Consider the following 23,467-nt stretch of genomic DNA (forward strand, 5'->3'; position numbering starts at 1 on the left):
GGGTCACCAGGAGCCGGCCGACGCGAGCAGGCGCACGGGATCCGGCGCGTTCTCGTCGTGGGGCTCGCGGATGACCGACGGCGGGGCGTGGACGCGCGCCCCCGGGCGCACGTCGCGGGTCACGGTGGCCATGGCGCCGATCAGGGCGTCGTCGCCGATGGTGACCGCGCCCAGGACGGTCGCGTTGGCACCCAGGACGACGCGGTCGCCGACCACCGGGTGGCGGCGGGCGCCCGGCGGGCGGCCGTTGTCCCTCCACCAGCCGACGGCACCCAGCGTCACCTGGTGGAAGAGTGTGACGTCGTCGCCGATGCGGGCGGTCTCGCCGATGACGACGCCGGAGCCGTGGTCGATGAAGACCCGCCTGCCGATGACGGCGCCCGGGTGGATCTCCACACCGGTGCGGCGGCGGGCGCGGCGGGCGACGGCGCGTGCGGTCAGGCGGTGGCCGCGCCGGTGCAGCCGGTGCGCGATCCGGTGTGCCCACAGGGCGGGGAGCGCGGGGTGCCACAGGCCCTCGAACCGGGTGCGGACCGAGGGGTCCCGTTCGACGACGACGTCCAGATCCTCGCGCAGGGTGCGCAGCAGACCGTGCGGTTCGGGCATGTCCATCGACTCCTGGGAACGGTCGGGTACGGGCCGTCAGAGCCTGTCGGGTGGCCATCGATCGGAAAGCGGACGCGGCATGGTGCGTGCGATTCCAAGGCGCCGGGAGGGCCCAGTAGCGGAGCTACTCGGTCATGTCGGCAACGCCGGAAGCGTGCGTGCCAGGACGTGGCCGCCCGGTCAGAGGTCACCCGACAGGCTCTCAGGCCGCGACGGGCCGCGGCGGTCCGGCGGGCCCCGGTGCCTCGGCGCCGTCCCGGGTCCGGGCCGGGTCGGGCACCCCGGGGGCGTCGTCCCGGGTCCCGGCGGCCCCGCTCACCTCGATCCGAATGGTCTGCCGGGTCAGGCGCTCGCACAGCTCGACCGCCGCGTCGGTGTCCTCGGCGCGCACCGCGACGAAGCCCGGCCGGTCCCAGTTGTCCCGCAGCGGGCGGATGGTGTCCCCGGGGCGCGCGTTCAGCTGGAGGGCCAGCACGTCCGGTCGGGCGCGGACATCGTCGACCCCCTCGACGGCGGTGACGGTGCCGGGGTCGCTCAGCACGAAACGGGTACAGGCCGCGCCCACCGGCCGCGGCGGTTCGGTCAGTGGCGCCACGTTGCCGAGCGGCCAGGCCGCCGCGCAGGCGGCCATGTTGATGCCGTAGGCGGCCTCCACCAGCTCGATGATCTGTCCGCCGCCGAGCCGGTTGTGGGACTCGATGACGATCGGGCCGCGCCCGCCGAGCCTGATCTCGGTGTGGCTGGGGCCGTCGGTGACCCCCATGACGGTGAGGAAGTCCGTCACCGCGTCGGCGATCAGCCGGTGGGTGTCCGGGGCGAGGCGGGCGGGCACGGCGTGGCCGAGCTCCGCGAAGTGGCGCTCGTCGACCAGTTTCTCGGTGACCGCCACGACCACGTGGCGCCCGGCGAAACCGAACGCCTCGACGCTGAACTCCGGCCCGTCGATGTACTCCTCCATGAGGAAGCCGTCGACCCGGAAGAGGGTCGAGCCGCGGTCGGTGCGCCGGCCGAGCAGTTCCCCGATCCGCCGCCACACCCGGTCGAGGTCGCCGGGGTTCTCTGCGCGGATCAGCCCGAAACCGGCCGTGGTGCCGGTCGGCTTGACGATGAACGGGTATCCGGCGCGGGCGCCGAACGCGTCCAGCGAAGCGCGGTCGGTGACCCGGGCGTGGTCGACGGTGGGGTGCCCGCGGTCGGCCAGGTGCGCGCGCATCAGTGCCTTGTCCCGCATGCGGCGGCTCACCTCGCCGCGCCGCCCGTCGCCGAATCCGAAGTGGTCGATGAGCCGGGCCGCCGGGGTGAGACCGCCCTCGGTCAGCGAGAGCACCACGTCGAAGCCGTACAGGGCGCGGGCCGTCTCGGCGAACGGCAGCACGATGTCGTAGTCCGTGTAGTCGATCATCAGCAGCACGTCGGCGGTCGCGGTCTGATACGGGGTGATCTTGTCGGGGTGCTGGAGGAACACCACGCGCACGCCCTGTTCCTTGACGTGGCGCAGATGCGCGTCGATGCCGCCCACGAGCAGCAGGGTCCGGGTGTCGCTCATCGGAGGCTTCCTTCGGGGGCGAGGGCGGGTGGGACATCGGCGGTCGTGTCGCGCACGGCGGTCCTGATCCCGTCACGGACGGCGGCGATGCGCGCGGCGGCCTGCTCGGGGGTGTCGCCGTCGACGACCACATATCCGTGCCGGGTGGCGGAGCTGACGGTCGGGGGCAGTTCGTCGCCCGTGGACCAGGGGAAGTGCAGGGAGTGGACGTGGGGGAGCACGGCGGCCTCCGACACCCCGGACACCGAGTCCAGGACGCCGGCCGGGAAGCCGAAGAAACCGATCGCCGCGGTGCGCCCGGGAACGGGCGCGGTCAGGGGCTCGCCCGCGAGGGCGCGGAAGACCCATGCCTCGATGTCGAAGCCCGAGGCGACGTCCACCAGCAGCGGGATGCGGTCCCCGCCCAGCCGGGCCTGCGACTCCACGACCCGGGGACCGTGCGGGGTGAGGATCACCTCGGTGTGGGCCGGACCGAACCGGTGGCCCGCCAGGTCGAGCACCGACACGGTGAGGTCGCGCAGGGCCGCGGCGTCGGCCTCGGGCAGCGGTGCCGGGAAGACGTGCCCGCTCTCCACGAAGTACGGGGCGCCGCCGGTCTCCTTCGCCGTGATCCCGATGACGTGGTGGACGCCGTCCGCGCTCAGCGTCTCCACGCTGTACTCCGGGCCCTCCAGGTATTCCTCGACGACGTAGGGCCCGCGGTGGCCGTCGCGTTCGACCCGTGCGCTCCACTCCAGGAGGTCGTCGGGCCGCCGGATCAGCGCGATGCCCCGGCTGCCGGCCAGCCGGGTGGGCTTCACCACGACGGGCAGCGTGAAGTCGTCCAGCACGTCGGCGGCCCGCGCCGCGTCGGCGACCTCGCGGGCCCGTACGACGGACAGCCCCGCCCCGTTGAGCAGACGGCGCAGCGCCGCCTTGTCGTTGAGACCGCGCACCGCCCGTGCCGGATTGGGGGCGAGCCCCAGCGCCTCGGCGGTCTCGGCCACCGGAACCATGGTGTCCTCGCTGCCCAGGTGCAGCACGAGGTCGATGCCGTGCCTGCGGGCCGTGTCGGCGATCAGCTCGCCGAGCGCGGCGCAGTCGCCGAAGTCGGCGAGGATCAGCTCCTCGGAGTGCTCCTCGACCTGGTCGAGGTAGGCGCGCTCGCGCAACGCCGGGTCCCACACGGACCAGACCCGGAACCCCGCCTGCACGGCCTTGCGGACCAGTTGGTGGTACGGCATCACCATGAGCAGTCTTCGGGGGGCGGATGCGGATGTCATGACGTGGTCCCTTCCGGGTCGTGGGCTCTGCGGCGAGTGGTGCTCATGCCGCGGTCACCGGCTCGGCGGCGGCCTTCTCCAGGGCCCGCCGTTCGTCGCGCACCCGCAGCAGGGAGCGGAAGACGAGGAGCGCGCCCACGCCCCACACGCCGTACAGCGCGCTCATGCCCAGGGGCGACAGGAAGGCGCCGACGGTGACGCAGGCCGACCCGATGAGCAGGCCGATCCGGGCGTTCAGCCCGTAGGCGGCCATGTACTTGGTGCGGGCGGCCGGGTCGACGAGATCGGCGAGGATGGCCTGCTTGACCGGGACGTTGGCCAGCTCGCCCAGGGTGAGTGCGACGGCGGCGGCGATCAGCAGCCAGCCGGTGTTGCTGACCGCCCAGACCATGTATCCGGCGGTGAACACCGCGATGCCCGCGTACAGCCGGGCCCGGTCCGACAGTTTGCCGAACATCTTGCCCGCGAACAGGGCGAGCCCCACCACCAGCGCGGTGTTGACGGCACGCAGGATGCCGAGCATCTCGACGCCGTTGACGCGCGGCGCCCAGGAACCGACGGCGGCCAGCGTCTGCGCGGGGAACTCGTCGGCGAGCCGCACCGCGATGTAGTAGCCGATCTGCACCTCGATGGCGCGCATCAGCACGGCCGCGGTGAGCAGCCGCAGGAACACCCGGTCGCGGGCGACCGCCAGATAGCCGCGGAGCATCGCGAGGACGCCGGTGGCGGCCTCCCTGGTTCCCTCCGGCGCGCTCTCGGTCACCCAGCGCCACATCACGGCGGTCGTGGCCACGCACAGGACGGTGGCGGCGGTCAGCAGCTCGAAGAAGTAGCCCTCGTAGAAGAAACCGCCGATGAGCGCGCCGAAGGTGAACGCCAGGTTGATCGACCAGTAGTTGATCGTGTAGACGAGCGTGCGGTTCTCCGGCGCCGAGACATCGATGATCATGGCGTCGGCGGCGGGGGTCGCCATGTTGGACGCGCAGGTGTTCAGCAGGAACAGGGCGAACGTCGCCCACCCGGAGCCCCACCAGGGCGAATTGGCGAGCGCGAGCAGGGCGAACGTGACCGCCGCCGCGGCCTCGCCCAGGACCAGCAGCGGGCGTCGGCCGTGCACGTCCGCCAGATGGCCGCCGAGGAAGTTGGACGCGATCCCGGCGGCACCCACCACCAGCGTCATGACCCCCGCGGTGGCCGGGCCGTACAGCTTCGCCAGATGGATGACCAGCAGGGGCATCAGCATGATGCCGAGCAGGCGCTGGACGAAGCCCACGCCGAGCCTCAACTTGATGTTGGGATGCAGCTCGCGGAATTTCACCGAAGTCTCCTGGGAGTCGGTTTCTGGCATCCATGGGCAGGACACGAAGGGCGGGACGAGCGCACAGGACGTGCAGGTTCAACGAGCTGATCACGCCATTTCCCGAGCGGGCAAGGAAAAATCCCTGCCGGGTGCGACTTTCGCAAGTCGTGCCGACCGCTGCGTGACAACCCCCCTGCCCCTGCTGCGAGTTGGTGAAGTTGCCGTGCCGGAATCCGTACGGTTGCCGCCCTGCGGCGCCCATGGTTGGCTCAGCGAGTCCCGGCCATTACAGGGCAGTATTTGGGACATCGAAATCCCCACGTGGAAGGAAAATTCCCCGTGCCCGCATTCGACATAAGGAAAGTCGGCGGAAAGATCGGTGCCGAGGTCACGGGAATCGACCTGGGCAGTGAAATGAGCGAATCCGTTTTCCGGCAGATCCACGAAGCGTTTCTCGCGCACAAGGTGCTCTTCTTCCGGGACCAGGACATCACCGACGCCGATCAGCTGGCGTTCGCCGGCCGCTTCGGCCCGCTCACGCACACGCACCCCCTGATGCGTACCGTCGACGGGGAGCCCCAGGTGATTCCCGTGGACGGCGAGGACCAACGCGCCGACCACTGGCACACCGACATCAGCTTCACCGGGACGCCGTCGCTCGGCACCACACTGCGCAGCGTCGTCCTGCCGCCCCACGGCGGAGACACCCTCGTCGCCAACGGCGCCGCCGGCTACCGCGACCTGCCCGCCGAACTCCGCGACGTCGCCGACCGTCTGTGGGCCGTGCACACCAACCACGCCGAACAGCCACAGCTGGGCACCGAACGCGGCGAACAGGTGCGCCGGGCCTTCCTCGCCAAGCGCTACGAGGCCGCCCACCCGGTGGTACGGGTGCACCCGGAGTCCGGCGAACCGAGCCTGTTCCTCGGCGGGTTCGCCCAGCGTCTGGTCGGTATGGACCTGCGGCAGTCCCGGCCCATCCTCGACGTCCTGCAGTCCTACGTCCGCCGCCCGGAGAACACCGCGCGCTGGAGCTGGCGCCCGGGGGACGTCCTCATCTTCGACAACCGCAACACCCAGCACTACGCGGTCAACGACTACGGCCGCCACCAACGCGTCCTGCACCGGGTCTCCATCACCGGGGACGTCCCGTACGGGCTGGACGGCAAGACCGGCTACGTCATCGAGGAGGGCGAGTGAGCATGCCGTCGAACCCCCATCGGCCGGCCGACTTCGCTGCTCGGCTGCGCGCCCGCCGACGCCTGGTGGGCTACTGGATCGCCTGCGACAACCCCGTCGGCACCGAGCGGATCGCCCGGCTCGGCTACGACTACATCGGGGTCGACGGCCAGCACGGAGTCATCCACCAGCCCGGCTGGCAGACCGCGATGCTCGCCGTCGACGCCGGGGGCCGTTCGGCGGGACTCATCCGCGTACCGGCACCCGACCCCGTCGCGATCGGCACCGCCCTGGACACCGGCGCCCACGGGGTCGTCGTCCCCATGGTCGAAACCGCCCGGCAGGCCCTGGACGCCGTGCGCGCCTGCCGCCACTGGCCCGCGGGCACCCGCAGCCTGGCCGGACCCGTCCGCGCCGAACTGCGCCTGGGCTCCGCCCCCGCCGAGATCGACGGGAGGGTCGCCTGCATCGTCATGATCGAGACGGCCGCCGCGCTCGACGAACTGGAGGCCATCTGCGAGACCCCCGGCCTCGACGCCGTCTACATCGGGCCCGCCGACCTGTCGATCGCCCTCGGCGCGTCCCACTTCGGCGACCCGGCCGTCGCGGGCGCCCTGGAGGACGCCCTCAAGGCCGTGACCGACGCCGCCGAGCGGGCCGGCATCGCCTGCGGCATCCACTGCCTCGACGGGGCGGGCGCGGCCCGCCGTCTGGACGAGGGCTTCACCTTCGCCACCGTCTCCAGCGACATCACCCACCTGCAACAGGCCGCCGCCGAGCACCTCGCCGCGGCGGGCGGCCCGGACACCGCCTGACCGGGCACGGCCGGACACACGCCCGATGCGGCGACGGCCCGCACGGCCCGGACCGGGGATGGTCCGCGGACGGCACCGGACCGGTGACGGTCCACATCGACGGCGGCCACCACCCACGCGACAACCACCGGGAACGACAAAGGAGTTGGGAACCGTGACCACCGAAGCCGCTCCGGTCCGCGCGCGGGCCCGCCGCGCCGTGGCCGAGTCCGTCGACGACCTCGTGGGAAACACCCCGCTGCTCCGGCTCCACCCGCACGGAATGTCCCCGCGGGTCCGGCTCCTGGCCAAGCTGGAAATGTTCAACCCGCTCGCCAGCGTCAAGGACCGCGCCGCGCTGTACATGCTGCGCCGCGCCGAGGCCGACGGACTGGTACCCGCCACCGGCGGCACCGTCGTCGAGTGCTCCTCCGGCAGCACCGGCATCTCACTGGCCGCGCTGTGCGCCGCCCGCGGCCACCGCTGCGTCATCGTGATGCCGGACAATGCCACCGAGGAACGCGTGCTGCTGCTGCGTTCGTTGGGCGCCGAGGTCGTCCTCGTGCCCCATCGGGACGGCCTGCCGGCCGCCTGGCTGCACGCCGAGCGACTGCAACGCGACACCCCCGGCTCATGGCTGGCCCACCAGGACCGCAACCCCGACAACGTCCGCGCGCACGAGGAGACCACCGGCCCCGAGATCTGGGACGCCACCGGCGGCGACATCGACGTCCTGGTCTGCGGCGTGGGCACCGGAGGCACCCTCACCGGCCTCGCCCGCCACCTCAAGCACCGCCGCCCCGGCCTGCACGTCGTCGCGGTGGAACCGGCGACCTCGGCCGTGCTCTCCGGCGGCGAACCGGGCCCGCACAACATCCCCGGCATCGGCGCCGGATACGTCTCCGACATCACCGACGTCCACCTCATCGACGAGGTCGTGGCCGTCACCGACGAGGACGCCGCCGAGGCCGCCCGCGCCGTCACCGCCACGACCGGGCTCCCCGTCGGCATCTCCTCCGGCGCGGCAGTCCACGCCTGCCGCGTCGTCGCGGACCGCATCGCCGAGCGGTCACCCACCATCGTCACGGTGCTGCCCGACACCGGGGAGCGCTACCTCTCGCTCTCCCGCGCCTGACCCGCGGCGCCGACCTCTTCCCCTCCCCGAAACCCCTCGAACCTGACCCGCAGCGAAGGACAGGCTGGCATGTGCCGGATCCACGGCTACTTCCACACCACCGCGACCCCGCACGAGATGCGCACGGTCGCCGCGCTCCAGCGCCACGGCGGCCCCGACAGCACCGGGGCGCACCACACGCCTCACGGCGGCGTGGGCAACAACCGGCTCGCGGTCATGGGCCTCGACGGCGGCCGGCAGCCGTACCACGCCGACGACCGCGTCCAGATCGTGTTCAACGGCGAGATCTACAACCACGACCACCTGCGCCGACGGCTGGAACAGCGCGGCCACACCTTCCCCGACCGCTGCGACGGCACCATCCTGCCCGCCCTGTACGCCGAGTACGGCGACGCCCTCACCGACCACATCGACGGGATGTACGCGCTCGCCGTCCTGGACCGCCGCGCCGAACCCCGGCTGCTCCTGGCCACCGACCACCTCGGTATGAAGCCGCTGTACTACCGCTTCGACCCGGCGACCCGTGCCCTGCACTTCTCCTCCGAGATCCCCGCCCTGCTCGGCTTCGACGCCGTGCGCGCAGGCGTCCGGACCTCCGGGCTCGACGCCTTCCTCGCCCTGAAGACCCCCTTCGGCGAGCAGACCATGTTCCACGGCATCCGGGCCCTGCCACCCGCCACCACCCTGGTCTGCCCCTACGGCGGGACCCCGCGCCTGATGCGCCGACCCGCCCCCGCCCCGGCCCCGCACCCCTGCGGCGACCCCCGGGAACTGCGCCGCACCCTCCACGACGAGGTGGGCCGCCTGCTGGTCGCGGACGTGCCCGTCGCCGTGATCACCTCCGGCGGACTGGACTCCGGCCTCGTCACCGCGCTCGCCGCCCGCCACCGCCCCCTGCACTCCTTCAACATCGCCTACCGAGGCCGATGGCCCTTCGACGAACGGCACTTCGCCCGCGAGACCGCCGAACACGCCGGAACCGTCCACCACCAGATCGAGGCCGACCCGGCAGGGTTCCCCGACCTGATCGAGGACACCGTCCGGCACCTGGGCCAGCCGAACGCCGACCCCATCGCCCTCAGCACCCACGTCCTGTTCCGGGCGGTGCGCGAGGCAGGCTTCAAGGTCGCCCTGACCGGCGACGCCGCCGACGAGGTCTTCGGCGGCTACGACCGCATGCGGACGGCCGCCGAGGCCGCCGCCGCGGGCGCCGACTGGACCGGCCGCTACCTCGACGCCCTGGCCGTGCTGCCCGCCGCCCGTCGCACCACCCTCTACACCGACGCCTACCGCCACCACGTACGCACCGTCGACCCGCTGCCGCCCGGTGCCCGCCACGACCTGGTCCACGGCCCCGGCACCGCCCTGGACCGCATCACCCGCTTCGAACTCGCCCACCGGCTGCCCGCCTACCACCTGCGTCGCGTCGACCACCTGAGCATGGCCCACTCCGTGGAGGCCAGGCTCCCGTTCTGCCAGCCCCGCGTCGTCGCCGCGGGCCGCGCCCTGCACGACCACCAGCGCATCCACGACGGTCAGGTCAAACGCACCCTGTACGCCGCCGCCGAGGGCCTGGTGCCGCACAGCGTCCTCACCCGGCCCAAGCAGCCCTTCACCCTGCCTGTCACCGCCATGCTCGCCCCCGGCACCCCGCTGTGGCAGTACACCCGCGACCACCTCACCCCCGCACGGCTGCGGGAGGGCGGGGCACTGCGGCCCGAGGCCGTCCAGGCGCTGTTCACCGCCCAGGCCGAACGCCCCGACGACACCACCGCCCTGACCCTGTGGGCGCTCCTCGTCCACGAGGTGTGGCGCGACACGTTCCACCGCAGGCGCACGGAACCCCCCGCCCCCGTCGGCGCCACCGCCGCCCCGCCGTCCCTCAGATCGGCGGTGCCCGCGTGATCGGCCACCTCGCCCACGCCACCGGCAGCCCCTGCCCGACCTGCGTGCTCGACGCGCAGCGGCTGCCCGACGACGAACCGCGCCTGCTCCAGCACCTCGCGGAGATCCGCCGCTACCTCGACGCGGCAGGCGGCTCGCACGTCCTCAAACTCGCCCTGGTGAAACCCTCCCCGCACCCGATGTTCGACCTCGACTACCGCTTCGTGCAGGCCCTGCCCGACGCCCCCGACCACTTCGAACTGCGCGGCTCCTGCGGGCACTCCATCCTCGCCGCGGTCACCGCCGCCGCCCGCGCGGGCATGCTGCCCCGCCTCACCGCCCGCACCCGGGTGCGGGTGCGGGTCCTCAACAACGGCGACAGCGTCGTGCTGGAGGCGGTCCGCGTCGAGGACGGCCGGGCGACGTTCACCGTCCAGTTCGTCCAACCGCGCCCCGTCCCCTTCGCCGACCTGCTGATGACCGGTGAAACCGTCACCCGGCTGGACATCGGCGGGCAGCGGGTCCCCGTCTCCCTGGTCTCCTCCGGCAACGCCTACGCCTTCGTCGACGCCCGCGCCCTCGGGATCGACGCCGCCGCGCCCCTCTTCGACTCCGACGGCGGCCTGCTGGACCGGCTGCGCCGCATCCGCGACGCCGCGGCCCACCGGCTCGGCCGGGCGCCCGGCGGTGCCTTCCCCAAGGTCGCCGCGATCCTTCCCGACGACCGCGCCGCGATCGCGGCCCGCGCGGTCTCCGTGCCCGACTGGCACCCCACCATCGCCCTGACCGGCGCGGTCTGCCTCGGCACCGCCGTCCGCATCCCGCACACCATCCCCTGGCACATCGCCCGGGAGAGCGGCGCCACCGACGGCCCCGTCGACATCCGCACCCCCGGGGGCCGGACCACCGTCACCTCGGTCACCTGCGGGAGCGGCACCGACGGCGCCCTGATGTGGGCGACCGTCGCCGACAAGCACGTCAGCTTCCAGGGCTCCTTCGTCATCGACCCGCTACGGCATCTGCAATTCGAGGAGGTGGCCCAATGCCTGGCACTGTCGACGGCCGCGTGAGCACCCGCATCACGCCCGAACTGCGGGCACGGCTGCGCGAGTCCGCCGAACGCACCGACAACACCGCGACACCCGACCACGGTGCACTCGCCGAACTGCGCCGCTCCGGACTGCTGGCCACCGCCGTGCCCCACGCGTACGGCGGCGCGGGCGGCACCGCCACCGACGTCAACCGGGTGGTGGAACAGCTCGCCGAGGTCAACCCCTCCGTCGCGATCATCGCCTTCCAGCACTTCGCGGTGAGTGCCCGTATCACCGAATGGGGCACCTCCGAACAGCACGCCCGGCTGCTGCCCGCCCTCGCCGACGGCAGTTGCCTCGCCGCCTCCTCGTGGAGCGAGACGGGGGCGGGAGCCGCCAAGCAGAACCTCTCCTCGACCGCCGTCCGGCAGCCCGACGGCACCTGGCGGATCGACGCGGCCAAGTCCTTCACCACCGGGGCCGGCATCGCCGACCTGTACCTCCTGCTGGTACGCACCGGGCCCGCACCGGCGACGGAGAGCGGCGGCTACGGGGCCCCCGGCCAGACCTTCTTCCTGGTCCCCGCCGACATCCCCGGCATCACCCCCGACCCGGGCCTCGACCTCGTCGGGATGCGCGGCTCCGCCACGGGCCTGCTCTCCTTCGACGGCTGCGTGGTCGACGACGGCGCCCGCCTCGGACCGCCCGGCCACGCCGCCACCATCATCTCCGGGGTGCGCGCCGGCGGCGCCAGCCTCGGCGCGGTGTCCGTCGGCATCGGCAGGGCCGCCCTGAACCTGGCCCTCGACCACGCCCAGCGCCGCGACCTGCTCGGCCTGCCCGCGGTACGCCGAAGCCTCACCGACCTCGCCACCCGCCTGGAGTCCGCCCGCGGCATCGTCGAACTGGCTGGTGCCCGCACCACCGAGGACCCCGGGCTGACGACCCTGCACAGCAAGGTCCACGCCGCCGAGACCGCCGAGGAGATCTGCCTCCGGGCGGCCAGGATGCTCGGCTCCGCCGGATACCTCGCCGCCACCCCCCTCAACCGGCTGCTCGCCGACGCCCGGGGCATCTCCCTCATGGGACCGACCAACGACCTGTGCCGAGACATCCTGGCGGCGTCATGGCCGAGCTGACCCGCCCCGGCCCGGCCCCCGACCTCGTCGTCACCGGCCGCCGCATCGTCACCCCCACCGGCGTCCGGGCCGGACACCTGACCATCCGCGACGGCCGCATCACCGGCGTCCACGACCACGACGACCACGCGCCGGTACCCGCCGGCACCCCACGCATCGACGCCGGCGACCGCTACGTGCTGCCCGGTCTGATCGACTCCCACGTCCACTTCCGCACCCCCGGACTCATCCACAAGGAAGACTGGGAACACGGCAGCCGCGCCGCGGTGCGCGGCGGCGTCACCACTGTCATCGACATGCCCAACACCGTCCCGCCCACCCTCGACGAGCAGGACGTCCTCGACAAGGCGGCCCTGGTGCACGGCCACTCCCTGGTCGACCACGCCTTCCACATCGGCGTCCACCCGGACCGCCCGGAAGCCCTCAAAGGACTCGACCCGCACATCGCCACCAGCGCCAAGATCTTCATGGCGGGCCACCACACCGCACCCACCGTGATCCGCGACGCCGAACAGCTCCGCCGCGCCTTCGCCGCCGCCGCCGATGCCGACGTGCAACTCGTCCTGCACGCCGAGGACGACAACGTCTTCGCCCTCCTCGACGGCTGGCGCGGCGAACCCGACGCCTACCGCGACTACGCCGCCCACCGTCCCCGCAGCGCCGGAATCATCGCCGTCTCCAAGGTCATCGAACTGGTCAGGGTGCACGGCACCCGCGCCCACATCCTGCACCTGTCCAGCGCCGAGGAAGCCGACCTGGTGTGCGCGGCACAGGCGGCCGGACTTCCCGTCACCTTCGAAGTCACCGGCCACCACCTGTCGTTCACCGACCACGACACCCGCCGCCTCGGCGCCCGTACCCGCCTCTCCCCGTCCATCCGCACCCAGCAGGACCAGGACCGGCTGTGGGAGGCGGTGTACACCGGCCAGGTCACCACCCTCGGCAGCGACCACGCGCCGCACACCGTCGAGGAGAAGACCCGCACCGTCAGCCAGTCCCCGCCCGGGCTGCCCGGGGTGCAGGAACTCGCCGTGGCCGTCTGGACCGGCATGCGCCGCCGCCGCCCGCAGGAACACCCCGACATCGCCATCACCCGGCTCGTGCGCCACCTCGCCGAGGCACCCGCCGACCTGTTCCGGCTACCCGGCAAGGGGCGGCTGCGCCCGGGGGCCGACGCCGACCTCGTCCTCTTCGACGCCGACGTGCACTGGATGCTGTCCGCCCACGACGTGCAGAGCAAGTGCGGCTGGTCCGCGTACGAGGGCTGGACCCTCACCGGCCGGGTCGACCGCACCCTGCGCGCCGGACGCACCGTCCACGACCGCGCCCGCGGCACCTACGGCGCCTACGACGGACGCCGCCTGACCCCCGGCGGCCCCGTCGCAGCCCCCGCCCGCGAGCCGATCCCGACCGGAGCCTGACATGTCCGACACGCACTCGATCGTCGTCGCGGGCGGCGGCATCGGCGGCCTCGCCGCGGCCGCGGCCCTGGCCGGACACGGCATGCGCGTCACCGTCGTCGAACGCGCCGCCGTCGTCGCCGGGGCCGGGGCGGGGCTGATGCTCCAACCCAACGGCGTCCGCGCCCTCGACGCCATCGGCACCGGCCTCGGCCGCCGTGTCCGCGCGGCGGGCAACGTCCTCGCCCCCGACGCGATCCGCATCCTGATGGACGCGGACGGCACCGTCCTGGCCCGCGAGCGGCTCGACGGCGGCCCCGAGCACGACGCCCCGCACCTCCCGATCCTGCGCACCGCCCTGCACGACGCCCTGCTGAAGGAGGCCGTCGAACGCGGAGCCACCCTGCAACTGGCCACCGCCGTCGTCGGCTGCACCACCGCACCCGACGCCGTGCACGTCCGCCTCTCCGACGACACCACCTTCGCCGCGGACGCACTGATCGCCGCCGACGGCATCAACTCCCGTATCCGGCACCGGATGCTCGGCGACGGCCCACCCGCCTACCGCGGCTACACCTCCGTCCGGGGACACGCCCCCGACACCCACCTGGGAACGCACTCGCACGTCGTCAACGGCCGCGGCGTCCAACTCTTCATCGCCCCGGTCGGCGACGGCCACCTCTACTGGACCGCGAAGATCACCGCCGAGGCCGGGGCATGGCCCGCGAAGGGCCCGGCCCGGGCTCTCGACGACCTCACCGGCGCACTGAGCCACTGGTACGCACCCGTCGCACGGACCCTCGCCGACACCGACCCCCGCGACGTCGTCGTCACCGACATCCACGACCGGGACCCCGCACTGCGCTGGACCGACGGCCGGGTGACCCTGCTCGGCGACGCCGCACACCCCATGGTCCCCGCCCTCGGACAGGGGGCCAACACGGCACTGGAGGACGCCGTCGTCCTCGCCGACACGCTCGCCGGACCCGAGGACGTCCCCGAAGCACTCCTCGACTACCAACGCGAACGCCTGCCCCGCACCAGCGCCGTCGTGCTCCTCTCGCGCGGCCAGGGCGAACTCGACCAGGGCGCCGACGCACGGCGCGAACACCTCCGCAACACCCGCATGCGAACCAGCGGACGCAAGGACGAAGGCATCGGCGACATCCTCGGATGGCGGCCCCCCGACCGGGCAGCCGCCTGACGGCTCCCCACCCACCCGACAACTCCGGAAGGTGCAGCAACCATGCCCACACCCCACATAGTCCTGGTCAGCGGATCGCTGCGCCCCGGGTCGACCAGCGACCGCGTCGCCCAGTGGTGTGCGCGACGCTGCGCCGAGCGGGGCGCGACGACCTCCGTGCTCGCCGGCGCCGACATCGACTTCCCGGCCTACCGGCCGGGACTGGCCGCCACCCACCCCCCGGTCGCGGCCTACCTGGACGAACTGCGCCGCTGCGACGGCGTGGTGCTCGTCTCGCCCACGTACCACGCCACGCTCTCTGGGCTGTTGAAGAACGCCCTCGACTACGTCAACGACATCGACGGCCCCCTGCCCTACCTGGAAGGACGCCCGATCGGCTGCGTCGCCGTCGGCTCCGGCGCCCAGGGCGCGGTCTCCACCCTCACCACCCTGCGCACGATCAGCCACGCCCTGCGGGCCTGGCCCACCCCGCTCGCCGCCGCCGTCACCAGTGCCCCCGCCCCGCTGCCGCCCGGCGCGTCCGCCACCTCCCCGGACGACGAACGCCTGGTGGACATCGTCGGCCAAGTGCTGTGGATGGCCCGCATCCGCGCCGCCGCCCACCCCTCGGACACCATCCGCGCCGCTGCCTGACCACGACCCGCCACCCCGTTCCGCGCCGCCCGGCGCCACCCCGTCACCGCACCCGTCACGTCACCCGTCACCGCACCCGTCGCACCGCCCGGAGGCACCCCGATGACCGACACGCCGCCCCACGACACCCCGGCCGACATCGGTACGATCTGGCGCGACGCCAACGTCCGCTCCGGCCCCTCCCTGCACAGCCCGGTCGTCGAACTGCTGCTCCCGGACGGCACCACCCGCCACCGGGCGGAGGGCTGGACACGCGGTGACGAGGTCGTCGAGGGCGAGAACCCGGTGGGCGAGATCGTGAGCGACGTCTGGTTCCGGCTCGGCGACCACCGCTGGTGCAGTGCCGTCAACTACGACCCGGCCCACCTCGCGACACTCCTCGGCGACCACGCACCCGTGGTGCGGCCGGAATCCTGAGATCTGTCCGTCCCGCAGGAACGAGGCGGGGCCCGTCCGGCGGATCCCGCCGAACAGGCCCCGGTCCCGAGGGGCAATCCGCTCGCCCCGTAACGACCTGGGGATCTCGTCGTGATCCGCACCTCGCCCTCGACGGACACCCGGGCAGTACGCCCTACTTCGGTGCCTGGAAGCCGCCGATCTCCTGTTCGAGCAATTCGGCCAGCCGCAGCGGGGTGCGGTCCTCGAACATCGGACCGATGATCTGCACCCCCACCGGCAGACCCTCGGGCGACCGGCCCGCCGGCACAGCGGTGGCGGGGAGACCGGGCATGGTGGCCAGACCGGCCCAGACGAGCTGGTCGAAGTACGGATACTCGACGCCGTCGATGTCGATCCGACGTTGCATCAGATCGGGGTCGTGGTCGTGCGGGAACGCGGGAGTGGGCGTGATGGGACACACCACGGCGTCGAACTCGGCGAAGAACTGCCGCCAGCCATGGCGGTGGAGCTCGCGAAGGTTGTTCGCCTCGATCCAGTCGCGGTGGCTGAACACCATGCCGCGCAGCCGCGCCGCATCGAGACTCCGGTCGTCCGCGCTCAGTCCGGCGGCGCGGGCCTGCAACTGCTCGTACGCGTCGACGGGAAAACGTGCAACGGAGCCCGAGAACAGGAACTTCGTGTAGAGCACCGCCGCTTCGGTCAGATCGGGCAGCAGCGGACTGTCCCGCTCGACGCGGGCACCGCCGTCGACGAGCGCGTCGGCCACCCGACCCACGCCCGCCCGCACGGCGGACCCGGTCGGAATGAGCGGATGCTCGTCGAGGACCAGGACCCGGAAGTCGCGGAGCCGCTCGTGGCGCGCGGCAGGCAGCGTCACGTCGTGCGCCACACCGAGCGTCAGCGGGTCCGGTCCGGCCATGACGTCGAGCAGGAGAGCGAGGTCGCGAGCGGTGCGCGCCATCGGACCGACGACGGCGAGGTCGTGCTCGACCGGCAGGGCCGGCCCGAGCGGCGGGACCATACCGCGGCTCGCCGCCAGCCCGACTGTCGGCTTGTGGGCGTAGATGCCGCAGAAATGCGCGGGGGTGCGCAATGAACCGGCGAGGTCGGAGCCGATGGACAGCGCGCCGAATCCGGACGCCAGGGCCGCCGCCGAGCCGCCGGAGGATCCGCCCGACGTACGACGGTGGTCCCACGGGTTGTTGGTGGTGCCGTAGATCTCGTTGAAGCTCTGTATGTCTTGCAGCCCCAAGGGCACATTGGTCTTCCCGAGCACCACCGCGCCTGCGGCCCTGAGCCGCGACACCTGCACCGCGTCCTCGGCGGGCAGGTAGTCCCGGTGCCGTGGCATGCCCCAGGTCGTGGGCAACCCGGCGATGTCGTAGGACTCCTTGACCGTCACCGGAATGCCCAGCAGCGGCCGGTCCTCACCGCGGGCGCGCGCCCGGTCGGCATCGCGCGCGGCGGCCCGTGCACGGTCGAAGTCCGACACACAGATCGCGTTGATCGCATCGTCGTCCCGTTCAATACGGGCGATCGCCTCGTCGGTCAGTTCCGCCGAAGTCACTTCACCGGCACGCAGAGCAGCCGCGAGTTGTTCGGCCGTCCGAAAATTCCACTCCATGAATCCGACCGTACGGGCCCGTGGATGGGGGCACGAAATGCCGCTTCGCACAACGGGGTGGATGTCTCCGTACCGATCCGCCCGGCGGTCCTCGAACCGATGGTGGTAGTGCTGGTGGGACTCGTCCGGTCCGCGGGTGTCAGCCCTCAGCAGCAGGCGGCCTCCGTGTACGGGACCGGAGATGTTCCCGTACACGGAGGCTCTCGCCGGGCACCGGGCCCGGCCGGACCCGCGGATAGCTCAGCCGAGGTAGAAGTTCTTCAGCTCGGGCGCGAGGGCCGCGGGGTCCACGGCGATGTCCTGGTCGGGCAGCGCGTGGTGGCTGCTCTCGGGCAGCGCGTCGGCGAGCGCGCGCGCCGAGGCGTGCAGCCAGGGGGCCGCGTTGCCGCCGTAGACGACGAACACGGGAACCTTCACCGCGTCGAGGCCGGTCGGCAGCGCGAGGTCGTCACCGAGGATCGTGGTGTCGTACGGCAGCGTGTGGGCCAGCGCTTCGAGGCCCTGCCAGAACGGCGCGAACCGCATCTGGGCGACCCCCTCGGCCGGGGCGCCCATGCCCTTGGTCATGAAGAGCTCCACCGCGTCGCCACGGCGGTCGGCGTCGGTCAGCTCCTTGAGCTGCTGGGTGAATCCGGCCGGCGGGCGCGGGCCGTCCTCGCCGACGACGAACGGCGGGTCGTAGAGGGCCACCTTGGTGATGCCCTCGACACCGCTCGCGACGGCCCTGAGGGCCAGCGCACCGCCCGCGGACAGACCGAAGACCCTCGCCGAACCGCCGGCCTCGGCGACGAGCGCCGCGAGGTCCTCGATCTCGCGCTCGACCGCGTACTCGGCGGCGTCGCCGCTGTCCCCGCGACCGCGGCGGTCGTAGTTGTAGACGGTGAAGTGGGCGGACAGCTCCTGCGCCAGCTGGGACATCGTCGGGTGAGCGCGCTCGCTGAACGACCCACCGATCAGGATGAGCGGCTCCCCCTCGCCGGACCGGTCGTAGGCGATCGCGGTTCCGTCGGCGGACTGGACTGTGTTCATTGTTCTCCTGAGACTCAAGGCCGTGTGCGAACGCGGACGTTCTGTCCTGACCCGTCCAGCCTGCAATGCGTCACGGAGCGTCCGCATCTTCAGAATTGCTGCGTCGCTCGCGCCCCGGCGGAGGCGCGCCGTTCCCGGGTGACTGAGCAATCCAGAAGATGCAGCAATCCAGAAGATGCCTCGGCGAAGTCGGTGTGTGAGGCTGGACGGGCTGGTCCGAACCAGAGGAAGTAGGGATAACCATGGGGAAGTTCGCGCCCGTCGAGGAGTATGTGGCAGGTCTCGCCACCGGCCCGCTGCGCGACATCGTCGAAAAGCTGCTGCCGGTCATCGACGCGGCGCTGCCCGACGCCAACTCGGCGGTCTACCACCAGGCGCCCACCTGGAGCGTCGGCGAGGCACCCGGCAAGGGGCCGGTCTGCTACGTGAGGGCGTACTCGAAGTACGTGACCTTCGGGTTCTGGCGCGGCCAGGAGCTCAAGGACCCGTCCGAGCGCCTTCAGCCCGGCGCGCGCAACATGGGGCAGGTCAAGCTGACGTCCGTCGACGAGATCGACGAGCAGCTCTTCACCGACTGGCTGAAGCAGGCGGGCGAGCTGGAGGTCGCGGAGCTCGCGAAGTCCTGACGCCTCGCATGCGACGGCGTTCGCGACACCACGGGGGCCCGGAAGCCCGATGACGGCTTCCGGGCCCCCGTGCGTCACGCGACGCGGGGGCTACCGGCCCGCCGCGGTGTGCTCGGGGACGGCGGTCTCCTGACGACCGTGCCCGTCGGGCCGGGGCCGGGCTGCCGGAACCGTCTGCGGGGCGGTGCCCTGTCGGCGCTCCGTCCACCGTCCCACCGCGTTCAGGACGGGGCGCTCGACGACGTAGTGGCTGATCGAGGCGATGAGGACGGTGCCGATGACGACGGCGGTGATCAGCTCGGGGAAGCCGATCGTGCCGCGCAGCTTGTCCATCAGCGCCGGAGTGGTGCCGAAGATGTTGCCGCTCTCGAACCAGAAGTACATGACCGCGAAGTGCCACAGGTAGATGCCGTAGGAGATGCGGCCGAGGTAGCGCGTCACCGGGTTGTCGACGATCGCGTCGATGGTGCGGGACCTCGCCTCCGGAACGGTCAGCGGCATCACCAGCAGGTAGGAGAAGGCCAGCAGCAGGAAGTACTGGACGACGGCGAGCTTCAGCTGCTCGTAGTCGCCGTAGCCGGGGCGCCCGAACGGCTGCGCGCAGTTGATGGCGTACACGACGAGTGCGCCGAACCACAACACGTTGGGCCGCCGGGCGGCGAAGCGGTACAGGGCGGGCTTCCGGTCGGGGTCGATCTCGGCACGTACGTGGACGACGGCCATCGCCATGCCGAGCGCGAACGCCCCGCCCACGGCGAGCGGCCACCAGTACTCCTTCGGGAAGGGCCCCATGACCGGCCGGTGGATGTAGTACGTCCACGCGGCGGAACCGATCACCATGAGCACCGGCGGGATCATCATCCGGCGCACCTTGCGCGCCGGGTCGGACACCCCCCGGGCCAGCCAGTGCATCACCACGGCGAGCAGCGGCAGCGCCAGGTAGTACTGCATCTCGGCGGGCACGGTCCAGGCGGGGTCCATGCCGGGTATCCACGTGTAGTCGTACACCTGGAGCATCAGGATCGGACGCAGTACGTACCAGACGCCGTCGATGGAGTCGTAGTTGATCAGGAACACGCAGGCCAGCGACAGCAGGATGTAGGCCGGCCACAGTCTGGCCAGTCGTTTCAGCAGGAAGGGGCCGACCGCGGGCCGTCGGGTGCCCCGGAGCGTCCAACGGGCGAAGGGGCGGTACAGCAGCATGCCGGAGAGCACGAAGAACGGACCGAGGACGATCGGCCGCAGCCCGGCCAGCAGGACGGCGAGCTTCTCGTTGCCCGGAGGAACGGTGTAGGCACCCATGACGCCCGCCGTGAAGGAGACGTGCACGGCGGTCACCGCGAGCGCGCACAGTGCGCGGACGCCGTCCAGCCGCCCGACACGTCTTGATCTCTGGGCCGGTGCGACGGCCCCATTGGCATTGACCACGGAGAGCTCCTCTGTTCGATGGCCCGTTCAGGATCGGCGTGGCTCAATTCCGCGGCATCCTCTGGATTGCGCTGTTGGCCGGTGAATGGCCACCCATGACAAAGGAGTTGTTCGGGAGGCACGGGAAAAGATGCGCCCACCGGCGGGCGGGGCGATCATGCCGCGGGGACCTGCGGAAGAGGGGGCCTGCGGAAGAGAACAACGGATCGCCGAACGGCGGCACTCGCCGTTCGCACGGGCCCGCGGGCGCGCGAGGCGCAGGGAAATCCCGGCATCGGGAAACTGCGGGGGCTCGCATCAGGATTCGGAGGGGGCCCGAGAAACGACGCGTACGGGAAACACGAGGGCCCGGTGCCGAGTCCCCGAAGGAACCCGGCACCGGGCGGGCCGCCTGGTGCTCGCTACCGCTTACGAGAAGGAGATGTTCTGGGAACCTCCGTCACCCGCGTCGCTGCCCAGACCCACGGCGCAGGTCCGCGTCTTGCAGTCCACGGTGCCCCACGGCTTGGCGTCCGCCCCGGTGACGGCGTCGAACTTCGCCAGCACCTTGACCTGCGCGGTCACCTTGCCGGAGGCGTCGGCGGCGATGTCCACCGAGGTGGCCGGGTTGCAGGCGGCCACGTTCGCATCGACGTACGAGCACTGCCCCACGTGGTACACGGTGCCCGGGGTCAGGCCCGTGGCCGTCAGGGTCACCGTGGTGCCGTCGGACAGGCCGCTCGCGGGGGTCACCGAGACCGCGGGGGCGGCCATGGCGGAGGACTGCAGACCCACCGCGAGACCGATCGCGACGGCGGCGGTGGCACCTGCGCGGGCAATGAGGCCGGCCTTGGTCTTCACGCTCATGTCTTTACTCCGTTTCGCAGAGGGGGAAGGAACTCGAAGTTCCGGAAAACCGTTCGCCATGAACGCTAATGACTTGGCTAAGTCGCTTTCATCTTCCAGATTGCGCTGGACGAAAGGCCGTTGGTGATGGCCAAAAGCGTCGCATGCCCCGGAAGACAGCACGTATGAAGATGTGCCGGGACTTTCGCACGCGAGAGGCTCCGACGAGGGCTGTTGCGAAATACCGGGCGGGTGCGCGAGGCGCCGGCCAGGGATTACGGGACAGTTCCCAGCCGAATGTGGAGTGCCGGGTGCGACTGAGGGTTGGCCCGACGACGAAAGCTGAGGAAGCATGACTGTTGCCGATCCGCCCAGGGCCGGGCGGAAGGAGTGGCTGGGGCTCGCGGTCCTCTCCCTGCCCACCCTGCTCGTGGCCCTCGACGTCTTCGTACTGCTGCTGGCGCTGCCGCATCTGGCGGTGGACCTCCACGCGGACAGCACCCAGCAGCTGTGGATCATGGATATCTACGGCTTCATGGTCGTCGGTTTCCTGGTCACCATGGGCACCCTCGGCGACCGCATCGGCCGCCGCAAACTGCTCCTCATCGGTGCCGCCGCCTTCGGCGCGGCCTCGGTGCTCGCCGCGTTCGCCACGAGTCCCGCCATGCTGATCACCGCGCGCGTCGCGCTGGGCATCGCCGGTGCGACGCTGACGCCGTCGACGCTCGCGCTGATCAGCAGCCTCTTCAAGGACCCCAAGCAGCGGGCGATGGCGATCAGCCTCTGGGCCAGCCTCTTCCCGCTGGGCGCCATCATCGGCCCGATCATCGGCGGTGTGATGCTTGAGCACTTCTGGTGGGGGTCGGTGTTCCTGCTCGGTGTGCCCGCCATGGTGCTGCTGCTCGTGGCCGGTCCGAAGCTGCTGCCGGAGTACCGCAACGAGGACGCGGGCAGGCTCGACCCCCTCAGCGTCGTGCTCACCCTCGGCTCCAGCGTGCCCGTCATCTACGGCATCAAGGAGCTGGCCCGCAACGGCTGGGAGCCGGTTCCGGTGATCTCCCTGGTCGTCGGCCTGGCACTCGGGGTGGCGTTCGTCCGCCGCCAGCGCTCGCTCAGCGAACCGCTGCTCGACGTCGGTCTCTTCGCGCACAGCCGGTTCAGCGCGGCGCTCGTCGGCATGCTCGCCAACAGCGTGGTCGGTGGCACGGTCATGCTCCTGATGACCCAGTACTTCCAGTCGGTGCAGGGGATGTCCCCGCTCAAGGCGGCACTCGGCCTGATGCCGAGCATGGTCCTGGCCACCGTGGGCTTCATGGTGACGCCGATCCTGGCGCGCAGGATCCGTCCCGCCTACGTGGTCGGCGGCGGACTGGTCGGTGTGGTCGCGGTGCTGCTGGTGTTCGCGAACATGGGTACCGGGTCCGGGACGGCCGTGCTGATCGCGGGCTTCGCCCTCTTCTCGTTCTTCGGTACCCCGGTGGTGGCGCTCGGCACCAACCTGGTCGTCGAGGTCGTCCCGCCGGAGAAGGCGGGATCGGCCGGTTCGATGTCGCAGCTGGGCAACGAGTTCGGCGCCGCCCTCGGGGTCGCGACACTGGGCACCCTGGGGCTCGCCGTCTACCGGAACGAGATCGCCGACACGGTGCCGGCGGGGATTCCCGCCGCGGCGGCCGACGCGGTCCGCGACAGTGTGGCCGGAGCCTCGGGCGCGGCGGCGAACCTCCCCGACAAGGTCGCCGCCACCTTGTCGGACCCGGTCCGAGAGGCGTTCACGGCCGGACTGCACAGCGTGACGGCCGTCGGCGCGGTCCTGATCGCCGCGGCCGGCATCGCCTTCGTGCTGCTGCTGAAGCACGTGCCGCCGATCGGCCAGGCGGAGCAGGACACGGAGCCGGGCGAGGCCGCCGCGCCGCAGGACACCGCATCGCAGGACGCCATGTCCCGGGGCACCGGCTCCCAGGACAGCGGCTCCCGGGGCACCGGCTCCCAGGACACCGGCTCCCAGGACACCGGCTCCCAGGACACCGGCTCCCAGGGCAGCGAAGGGGTGGGAGCGCCCGGCCGGGCGTGACCGGCCCCGGCTGCATTCGCCGACCAAGGGCCCCCGACCGGTGACACGCCCAGTGAGCGCACCGGTCGGGGGCCCTTGCGGTCACTTCCGGGAGCAGCGGGAGTCAGCTGCCCGAGGGATTCGGGTGCCTGCTTGCGGAGAAGGCCGGAGGGGGCGCGATCGGGCGAAGAGCGCGACGTACCGAGGGGAGGTGGGGCGGTGCCGCGGAAGGCGGCACGGGACGACGCCGCACGGACCCGCTTCGTGATCACACTTCCCGAGCTGCCGGTGAATCGGCGCAGACCGGCGCCACGGCACCCGCGGTCAGCAGCAAAGCGGTAGGCGCCGCCGCCAAGAGGCGGGCACGTCTCAT

20 protein-coding genes are annotated in these 23,467 nt (G+C 72.1%); 12 read left to right on the forward strand and 8 right to left on the reverse strand.

Annotated elements, in window-relative coordinates:
- Nucleotides 1-3: 3 nt before the first annotated feature.
- The 4 genes from epsC to ACFC79_RS16245 form a co-directional block, all read right to left on the reverse strand.
- A complete protein-coding gene (gene epsC / locus ACFC79_RS16230; RefSeq protein ID WP_376240442.1) occupies nt 4-606 on the reverse strand; it encodes a serine O-acetyltransferase EpsC in 603 nt (200 codons plus the stop codon).
- 202 nt (nt 607-808) lie between these two features.
- On the reverse strand, nt 809-2,152 hold the full coding sequence (locus tag ACFC79_RS16235; protein ID WP_376240444.1) for an ATP-grasp domain-containing protein: 1,344 nt from the start codon (nt 2,150-2,152) through the stop codon (nt 809-811).
- Entirely contained in the window at nt 2,149-3,414 is a 1,266-nt protein-coding gene (locus ACFC79_RS16240; RefSeq protein ID WP_376240446.1) for an ATP-grasp domain-containing protein, read from the reverse strand. Before ACFC79_RS16240 ends, ACFC79_RS16235 begins: the two co-directional genes overlap by 4 nt.
- Nucleotides 3,415-3,457: 43 nt before the next feature.
- Nucleotides 3,458-4,732, reverse strand: coding sequence for an MFS transporter (locus tag ACFC79_RS16245; RefSeq protein ID WP_376240447.1), 1,275 nt, complete (start codon nt 4,730-4,732; stop codon nt 3,458-3,460).
- A 321-nt stretch (nt 4,733-5,053) separates the two neighbouring features.
- Between ACFC79_RS16245 and ACFC79_RS16250 the strand changes: the two genes are divergently transcribed.
- From ACFC79_RS16250 to ACFC79_RS16295, 10 genes are all read left to right on the forward strand, one after another.
- Entirely contained in the window at nt 5,054-5,914 is an 861-nt protein-coding gene (locus ACFC79_RS16250) for a TauD/TfdA dioxygenase family protein (protein WP_376240450.1), read from the forward strand.
- A gap of 2 nt (nt 5,915-5,916) precedes the next feature.
- Nucleotides 5,917-6,708 carry an HpcH/HpaI aldolase/citrate lyase family protein gene (locus ACFC79_RS16255; RefSeq protein ID WP_376240453.1) on the forward strand — a complete coding sequence of 264 codons (792 nt, stop codon included), beginning with the start codon at nt 5,917-5,919 and terminating at the stop codon, nt 6,706-6,708.
- 154 nt (nt 6,709-6,862) lie between these two features.
- Entirely contained in the window at nt 6,863-7,822 is a 960-nt protein-coding gene (locus ACFC79_RS16260) for a PLP-dependent cysteine synthase family protein (RefSeq protein ID WP_376240455.1), read from the forward strand.
- Nucleotides 7,823-7,891: 69 nt separating this feature from the next.
- Nucleotides 7,892-9,727 carry an asparagine synthase (glutamine-hydrolyzing) gene (gene asnB, locus ACFC79_RS16265; RefSeq protein WP_376240458.1) on the forward strand — a complete coding sequence of 612 codons (1,836 nt, stop codon included), beginning with the start codon at nt 7,892-7,894 and terminating at the stop codon, nt 9,725-9,727.
- Complete coding sequence (locus ACFC79_RS16270) at nt 9,724-10,776, forward strand: PrpF domain-containing protein (RefSeq protein WP_376240460.1); 1,053 nt, start codon at nt 9,724-9,726, stop codon at nt 10,774-10,776. Before asnB ends, ACFC79_RS16270 begins: the two co-directional genes overlap by 4 nt.
- Nucleotides 10,749-11,876: an acyl-CoA dehydrogenase family protein gene (locus tag ACFC79_RS16275; RefSeq protein WP_376240463.1), complete on the forward strand. Its 1,128-nt coding sequence runs from the start codon at nt 10,749-10,751 to the stop codon at nt 11,874-11,876. Before ACFC79_RS16270 ends, ACFC79_RS16275 begins: the two co-directional genes overlap by 28 nt.
- The gene (locus tag ACFC79_RS16280) at nt 11,864-13,297 is read left to right on the forward strand and encodes a dihydroorotase family protein (protein WP_376240466.1); all 1,434 of its coding nucleotides are present in this window, start codon (nt 11,864-11,866) and stop codon (nt 13,295-13,297) included. Before ACFC79_RS16275 ends, ACFC79_RS16280 begins: the two co-directional genes overlap by 13 nt.
- Nucleotide 13,298: 1 nt before the next feature.
- Nucleotides 13,299-14,480 carry an FAD-dependent monooxygenase gene (locus ACFC79_RS16285; RefSeq protein WP_376240468.1) on the forward strand — a complete coding sequence of 394 codons (1,182 nt, stop codon included), beginning with the start codon at nt 13,299-13,301 and terminating at the stop codon, nt 14,478-14,480.
- Between the two features lie 42 nt (nt 14,481-14,522).
- The gene (locus ACFC79_RS16290; RefSeq protein WP_376240470.1) at nt 14,523-15,113 is read left to right on the forward strand and encodes an NADPH-dependent FMN reductase; all 591 of its coding nucleotides are present in this window, start codon (nt 14,523-14,525) and stop codon (nt 15,111-15,113) included.
- 102 nt (nt 15,114-15,215) lie between these two features.
- Nucleotides 15,216-15,530: a hypothetical protein gene (locus ACFC79_RS16295; RefSeq protein ID WP_376240473.1), complete on the forward strand. Its 315-nt coding sequence runs from the start codon at nt 15,216-15,218 to the stop codon at nt 15,528-15,530.
- A gap of 154 nt (nt 15,531-15,684) precedes the next feature.
- On the opposite strand, the gene ACFC79_RS16300 is transcribed toward ACFC79_RS16295, so the two are convergent.
- Both ACFC79_RS16300 and ACFC79_RS16305 read right to left on the reverse strand, forming a co-directional pair.
- A complete protein-coding gene (locus tag ACFC79_RS16300) occupies nt 15,685-17,136 on the reverse strand; it encodes an amidase (protein ID WP_376240475.1) in 1,452 nt (483 codons plus the stop codon).
- 240 nt (nt 17,137-17,376) lie between these two features.
- Nucleotides 17,377-18,165, reverse strand: coding sequence for an alpha/beta fold hydrolase (locus ACFC79_RS16305; RefSeq protein ID WP_376240478.1), 789 nt, complete (start codon nt 18,163-18,165; stop codon nt 17,377-17,379).
- Nucleotides 18,166-18,407: 242 nt separating this feature from the next.
- On the opposite strand from ACFC79_RS16305, the gene ACFC79_RS16310 reads away from it, so the two are divergent.
- Nucleotides 18,408-18,791, forward strand: a complete 384-nt coding sequence (locus ACFC79_RS16310; protein ID WP_376240480.1) for a DUF1801 domain-containing protein — start codon at nt 18,408-18,410, stop codon at nt 18,789-18,791.
- A 90-nt stretch (nt 18,792-18,881) separates the two neighbouring features.
- Here ACFC79_RS16310 and ACFC79_RS16315 read toward each other — a convergent pair whose 3' ends face one another.
- Both ACFC79_RS16315 and ACFC79_RS16320 read right to left on the reverse strand, forming a co-directional pair.
- Complete coding sequence (locus ACFC79_RS16315) at nt 18,882-20,219, reverse strand: acyltransferase family protein (RefSeq protein WP_376240483.1); 1,338 nt, start codon at nt 20,217-20,219, stop codon at nt 18,882-18,884.
- Between the two features lie 408 nt (nt 20,220-20,627).
- Nucleotides 20,628-21,065: an enediyne antibiotic chromoprotein gene (locus ACFC79_RS16320; RefSeq protein WP_376240486.1), complete on the reverse strand. Its 438-nt coding sequence runs from the start codon at nt 21,063-21,065 to the stop codon at nt 20,628-20,630.
- Between the two features lie 331 nt (nt 21,066-21,396).
- On the opposite strand from ACFC79_RS16320, the gene ACFC79_RS16325 reads away from it, so the two are divergent.
- Entirely contained in the window at nt 21,397-23,115 is a 1,719-nt protein-coding gene (locus ACFC79_RS16325; RefSeq protein WP_376240488.1) for an MFS transporter, read from the forward strand.
- Nucleotides 23,116-23,467: the final 352 nt, after the last annotated feature.

This window comes from Streptomyces sp. NPDC056061 (assembly GCF_042266885.1).
GTDB lineage: Bacteria > Actinomycetota > Actinomycetes > Streptomycetales > Streptomycetaceae > Streptomyces.